This is a genomic window from Tepidibacter thalassicus DSM 15285, from assembly GCF_900129915.1.
Taxonomy (GTDB): Bacteria; Bacillota; Clostridia; order Peptostreptococcales; family Peptostreptococcaceae; genus Tepidibacter; species Tepidibacter thalassicus.
Genome location: NZ_FQXH01000044.1, coordinates 1 through 5,639, shown reverse-complemented (window position 1 = coordinate 5,639; position 5,639 = coordinate 1). Strand labels below are relative to the sequence as shown.

At 24.5% G+C, this 5,639-nt stretch carries 8 protein-coding genes and 1 rRNA gene; 2 read left to right on the top strand and 7 right to left on the bottom strand.

The annotated features are described in order from the left end of the window. Together BUA19_RS11215 and BUA19_RS11815 are read right to left on the bottom strand one after the other, a co-directional pair. Positions 1–208, bottom strand: a 16S ribosomal RNA gene (locus BUA19_RS11215); the annotation flags it as partial. Positions 209–409: 201 nt separating this feature from the next. Beyond that, positions 410–550: a hypothetical protein gene (locus tag BUA19_RS11815; RefSeq protein WP_178137502.1), complete on the bottom strand. Its 141-nt coding sequence runs from the start codon at positions 548–550 to the stop codon at positions 410–412. 529 nt (positions 551–1,079) lie between these two features. On the opposite strand from BUA19_RS11815, the gene BUA19_RS11205 reads away from it, so the two are divergent. Further along, entirely contained in the window at positions 1,080–1,736 is a 657-nt protein-coding gene (locus BUA19_RS11205; protein WP_072726536.1) for a hypothetical protein, read from the top strand. A 34-nt stretch (positions 1,737–1,770) separates the two neighbouring features. On the opposite strand, the gene BUA19_RS11200 is transcribed toward BUA19_RS11205, so the two are convergent. Together BUA19_RS11200 and BUA19_RS11195 are read right to left on the bottom strand one after the other, a co-directional pair. Then, a complete protein-coding gene (locus BUA19_RS11200) occupies positions 1,771–2,307 on the bottom strand; it encodes a hypothetical protein (protein ID WP_072726534.1) in 537 nt (178 codons plus the stop codon). Between the two features lie 213 nt (positions 2,308–2,520). Next, complete coding sequence (locus BUA19_RS11195; RefSeq protein ID WP_072726532.1) at positions 2,521–2,985, bottom strand: hypothetical protein; 465 nt, start codon at positions 2,983–2,985, stop codon at positions 2,521–2,523. A 303-nt stretch (positions 2,986–3,288) separates the two neighbouring features. Here BUA19_RS11195 and BUA19_RS11190 point away from each other — a divergent pair, with 303 nt between their 5' ends. After that, positions 3,289–4,233, top strand: a complete 945-nt coding sequence (locus tag BUA19_RS11190; protein ID WP_072726530.1) for a hypothetical protein — start codon at positions 3,289–3,291, stop codon at positions 4,231–4,233. 46 nt (positions 4,234–4,279) lie between these two features. Here the strand turns inward: BUA19_RS11190 and BUA19_RS12050 are convergent, their stop codons facing one another. From BUA19_RS12050 to BUA19_RS11180, 3 genes are all read right to left on the bottom strand, one after another. Next, positions 4,280–4,408 (bottom strand): hypothetical protein, encoded by a 129-nt coding sequence (locus BUA19_RS12050; RefSeq protein WP_278280468.1) that lies wholly within the window; start codon positions 4,406–4,408, stop codon positions 4,280–4,282. A gap of 81 nt (positions 4,409–4,489) precedes the next feature. Then, complete coding sequence (locus BUA19_RS11185) at positions 4,490–5,083, bottom strand: C1 domain-containing protein (RefSeq protein ID WP_072726528.1); 594 nt, start codon at positions 5,081–5,083, stop codon at positions 4,490–4,492. A 166-nt stretch (positions 5,084–5,249) separates the two neighbouring features. Further along, positions 5,250–5,639: zinc ribbon domain-containing protein (locus BUA19_RS11180; protein WP_143145432.1), on the bottom strand; the 390-nt coding region annotated here is incomplete at its 5' end.

The window sequence follows — 5,639 nt, the reverse complement described above, 5'->3', positions numbered from 1 at the left end:
TGACTACGATAAGATGCCTTATCTTAGCTTTATCCCGTATTAGCATACCTTTCGGTATGTTATCCGTGTGTATAGGGCAGGTTACCCACGCGTTACTCACCCGTCCGCCGCTAGGTTCCAAGAGCAAGCTCTTTTCTCCTCGCTCGACTTGCATGTGTTAGGCACGCCGCCAGCGTTCATCCTGAGCCAGGATCAAACTCTCAAAATAAACTTCGTTTATGTCGCCAACGAAATTCTAACGAATTTCCGTTGCTCAAAATAAACTTTGGCTTCGTATTTATATCTAACCTACTGTTTAGTTTTCAAAGTTCAATTTTTTTCGCGTTGTCTTAACGACAAGTAATAATATATCACCTTTATTTTTTATTGTCAACACTTTTTTTGAAAAATTATTTATTCTTTTTTGTTTTCATAAAAGACATATTGCTTCATCTACTATTTCGTTAAAAGTTATATTAGGATCATCGTATATAAATATTTTCAGTTCTTGAAGTTTTTTAGCTGTAGATGGTTTTAAAGAATAACTTCTTTGTAATGCTAAGTTTTTCACTTCCTAAATTCTTAAATTCTTTAGAATCTAAATTCTTATCTTTTTTAGAATTTATATTTAAACCTTCTAAAATTCCTCTACTACTTGAGAATTTATTCTTAGCAAAATTTCTATATAAAAAACACATAAGCTCACGATAGCCATGGCAACTAAAATTCCTAAGTTCTTGAAGTTTTACTTATCTTTTTATTACCCTTTACAATCCTCATAAATAACGAAATTCAAAGCATAAAAAAAGAGTTACAATAAGCTGTATCCCTCGTTTTTCTCTATTTTTAAATTCTCCTTCAAGTTTTTTTCCTAAATTGCTTATCATATTAACCAGCTTCATTCTGGATGTTTCCATTAATAATTCATATACATTTTCTTTTACTTTTGAATTTAAGTCTGTTTGCTTTCTCTTCAAAAAAATTTTTAATTGAAATATTTTCAAAAAAAGGAATTAAGTATATAATGATTATGCTTGGTTCCTATATATATAATATTTTATAACTTAATAATATCTTATTTTTATAAAGGAGTGTATGTATTGAAAAAATTAATTTTTACTATATCTTTACTTGTTTTAATGTTTTTCATATTTAATGTTAATTTTAGGAATGAAAAAAACAACTTAACTAAAAGTAAAATTACTAAAATTGAAGATAATATTGTTGAAAATAAAAAAAACTATTCACTTGAAAAAAAACTATATACTATTATATCTAAAGAAAATAAAACAGCTAAAGATGCACATGAAATTATTGAAATTCTACCTAACATTGATTTTAGCTACTATGCTAATATAGCTTGGAAAAATGTCAATGATATTGATGATCCTTTTGATATAACTATAATTACAGAATTAGAAACCATTAGTATACATGATATTGAAAATATAATAAAAACAGCTCAACACTCTGATGGAGAGTATTCTGAAACATTATCATGGGTATTAGCTAAATTTTATAAAAAAGATAAAATAAACTTTATGAAAGCACTCTATAAAATTCCTTCTTACGAAGATCATTTTTATAATTTTTTGCTATATGAATGTATATATGGCGAAAGAGGAGAAAATACAAAAAAAATAGAAAAAGATAAATTATTTTTACTGAGCTCTGACAAGTTATCTAACTCTGAAAAAAATTTTGTAAAGAAAATATTTAAAAATTTTAATGATTATAAGAAAACCTACAAATTATAAAAATTAAATCGAAAAAAACAAAAGGACTAATTAATCATGCATCTAAATTTTCATTGTATTTGTAATTTTCAATTATTATATCTAAAAGTTCTTTATATCCTTGATGTTGCTTATATAACTTGGCTGATTCATGAGGATATTTTTCGCTTAAATCATAAAGTAATGAAAAAAAGGCATCTGACGTGACTCCATCATTATGTATACATGCTTCGTATATATATAATATCTCTTTTGAAGTGTACTTATCATATTTTAAAAGAGCCGTTATATCAAACTCTCCTATATCATCCTGTTGTTTTTCTATTTCATGATATTTTGCCCAATCTATTTTTCCTAAATAGTTAATTAATAGCTCTACCTCATTATCGGATAAAGTATTTTTCTTATTTAATTTATATACTTCCATTTCTAAGTTGAAATCTGATTTTTCCCTCAAATCCTGTTTTTCTTCTTCTTTTTGTAAAAGAGTTTTATTATTACTAGAAAGATTATACTGCTTTAATGTCATAGAAATACTTATTAATATTGATATAAAAAATATTATTAATATAAACTTAATTTGTTTTTTCATGGAATCAATCCTAACCATTAGTTGAAGTTATATGAATTATACCATATGTTTTCCATGAATCAACACAATCCCCATCTATTTACATTCGTTTTTTTGACTTCTATAACCTATAAACCATTGCCCAAACTTCTTCTCTTCTAGAAAGTTCTTTAGCTCTTAATCTATCTGATATACTATTTTCAGTTGCAAATTAATGGAAATCTATGGCAAACTTCAAAATCCCTTCATCATATATACATATACTGTATAAATTATAAGTAATATTATATTTTCTAAAATAATATGTTTATTATTTCTTTTTTTATTTTTTAGATAGCCTTGAATCTCAATATATATATTATTGTATTTATAATAAAGCATCAGTATTATTATAGGTACAATAAAAAACAGTATACCATTAAATAAACTTAATACATTTAATAAATCTAAAATTTTTAAACTTATAACTATAATTATAAATAATATAGAAAATTGTATCAATGTATTTGCCCATTTATTATATCTATAAGCTATTATAGATGTTGGTAACAAAATAAACAGGATTAATATAAACTTTTTTAGCGAAAATCCTAAGGGAGATAATATTGAATCAAATATAAATATAAAAACACCTAAAAATATATATGTTTTTATATTTATTAAAATCATTTCTTTTATGTTTTTGTTCATACAGCACATTATTTAAAACCCCTTTTATTAGTTTTTTAGTGATTTTTTTCTTAAATCATTTATTAAAGCATATAATTTTTTTACAGTTTTTTCAATATTTTCTAACATTGTTGATTCTGCTAATGTAAATACATTTTTTTAGTTTGTTAATTTAAGAATATTGGATTTGAAGGAATGATTACAAATAAGAAAATATATACTTTTTAAATACTCCTACAAGTTTTTACAAATTTAGACATCGGTTTTATATATAATATTAAAAGTGTTTTTAAATTTAATACATACATAGATTTAGTAGAGGAGGAATTACTAATGAAAAGTCAAGAATCTATATCAAATAATATATTAACTACAAATCAACAACATATTTTATATAAAACCTATTATACAAGTAATTATTTTATAAATAATAAAGAGCTTTCTAAAGATTTAACTAACAAAGCATATATTAAAGCAATAGTGGCTACTTTGACTATATCAATGTTATTATTTCCAATGGGAATCCATGCTAATTCAATAGATGCATCAAATAATACTCAAACAAAATCTTCTATAGAAGTACAAAATCAGAATTTAATGGACGAGAAACTATCTGAAATGGGATTTACTAAAAATCAAATAAGAAAAATGAAAGATAGTCAAAAAGAAATGTTATTAGAAAAAGGTGAAGTAGTAGAAATTGTTACAAAAAATTATATGTTAGATAAAAATGGTCATTTAAAAAAAATGCCAAAAAGGATGAAAAGATCAATTATGTCTCGAAAAGTATTTTCACTTGAAAGAATAATAGAAAAGTTAAAGACAAAAAACGGAAAAAAACGTTTTAAATTTAAAACAATTGGAACTTGGCATAAGAATCCTAAAGTAGAATTAAAAGATATAATTGCAATATCTTGGTCTGATAACTTTACACTAAAAAATGATTACTGTTATATAGAGTATAGAGGAGGAGATTCTCAAGATGAAGATGATGTAATGATTGATAATATAGATGCTGAAAAGGGAATTTCTCATCAAATCAATTTAAGAATTGGAAAAGATGAAAAAAGAATAGTTCAAATAGTAGAAGTATATACTGACGATAACAATTCAGGTTCAGCTAATGTAGTTTCAGATTATGCTCATGCAATAATTGGTTTAGGAGATATTACTGCAAAGTTTTCTGGAAATAAAGATAGCGCCAGTATAGCTTTTTCAGCAAGTCCTACAATTCTCTTTAACAGAGCGTCAGATTCATATGTATATTTTGATTATTAAATATTCATAAAAAAAAAAATATAATTTTGAAATGGTATTATTCCTACTAACATTGTACTAACGGACTTAATGTATCTGTAAATACCTCTTCTCCTTCTATTGTTTGTGGCTTTATCTCTATAAAATATCTCGTTACTAACTCTGCAAATTCTTCTCTTGTTATCTCCTCTCTCATGTTCTCATCTTCTCTTAATGTCTCTGGTATTAGCCCCCTCTCTTTCATTACTTTAAATTGACAAAGGTTGTGGGAATAATTCTAATTAACCTTTTCATATCTTTGCCATCTATGAGGTAACAAATCAAACAAAGGATAAGTTATTATTATTATTAATGTTTGCAATTTAATTTGTAGCATAAAGTTATTTAAAATAATAATATGATTAAATACAATTATAGTTGCAATAAAAATAATACCAAAATATATTCCCCTATATACATTGTGTTTAGGCTCATAAATGGCATTACAGTGTGAACATTTCAAATATCCATTAATAAGAGCTTTTAATCTATTATAAAATGAAAAGTTCTTATGGCACTGAGTACAATTTTTTATAAATACACCCCTTTTTATTTTAGATTTTAAAAATGTTGGTTCTAGCAATAATTTACTTACTATTATACAAGTGCATATAGTTATAACTAATGGTACTGTTTTAGGTAAATTTCCAGGTAAACTTGTAAATACGGGTTCTATTAATAAAATCATTTCAAGTAACACCATAACAATCCCTGCATAAGTAAGTAATCCATATTCTTTGATATATTTTCCATTCTTATAGTTTTTTACAAAAAGATATAATCCTGAAACAAACATTAAAGTTCCAACAAAAAACATAATCCATAATAACATAGCAAAGCAGCTTTATAAAATCTATAAAAATCTAAATAAATATATAAAAATTATAGATTTTATTCATACACTCAATATTTTTACAAATATTAGTGTACATAATAACATATCTCTACAATGCTATACCGCAAGCCAACGGTACTTTTGTTCACCTCTCTTTTTTAAATCAAGCAACTAATTTTCCAAAATGAAAATGTAGAGTAGTTACTTGATTTATGTTTTTATAATTCAATGTTTTATTTTTATTGTATTTATTAAAAATATTAATACTTGAATTAATATCTCTATCTAGTGTCATACCACATTTACACTTATAAACTCTTTTTGATAATTCCATACTCTTTTGATTACCACAATTTGAACAAGTTTTAGAGGTATAAGCTTCATTTATATAAACCACTTTAACATCATGCAATTTTGCCTTGTATGTTAAAAATGTCTTTAATTTACCTAATCCCCAATTTTCTTTTATACTTCTGTTTAATTTTGTTAAATTTGATTTTTTAATCATTTGCTCTTGTGATAAATCTCCAAGAATTAATTCTTTATTATTTAA

What these genes read in the sequence shown, in the direction of transcription:
- BUA19_RS11200 (WP_072726534.1), bottom strand. Translation starts at nt 2,307, where the DNA reads ATGAAAAAACAAATTAAGTTTATATTAATAATATTTTTTATATCAATA.
- BUA19_RS11195 (WP_072726532.1), bottom strand. Translation starts at nt 2,985, where the DNA reads ATGTGCTGTATGAACAAAAACATAAAAGAAATGATTTTAATAAATATA.
- BUA19_RS11190 (WP_072726530.1), top strand. Translation starts at nt 3,289, where the DNA reads ATGAAAAGTCAAGAATCTATATCAAATAATATATTAACTACAAATCAA.
- BUA19_RS12050 (WP_278280468.1), bottom strand. Translation starts at nt 4,408, where the DNA reads ATGAGAGAGGAGATAACAAGAGAAGAATTTGCAGAGTTAGTAACGAGA.
- BUA19_RS11185 (WP_072726528.1), bottom strand. Translation starts at nt 5,083, where the DNA reads ATGTTATTATGGATTATGTTTTTTGTTGGAACTTTAATGTTTGTTTCA.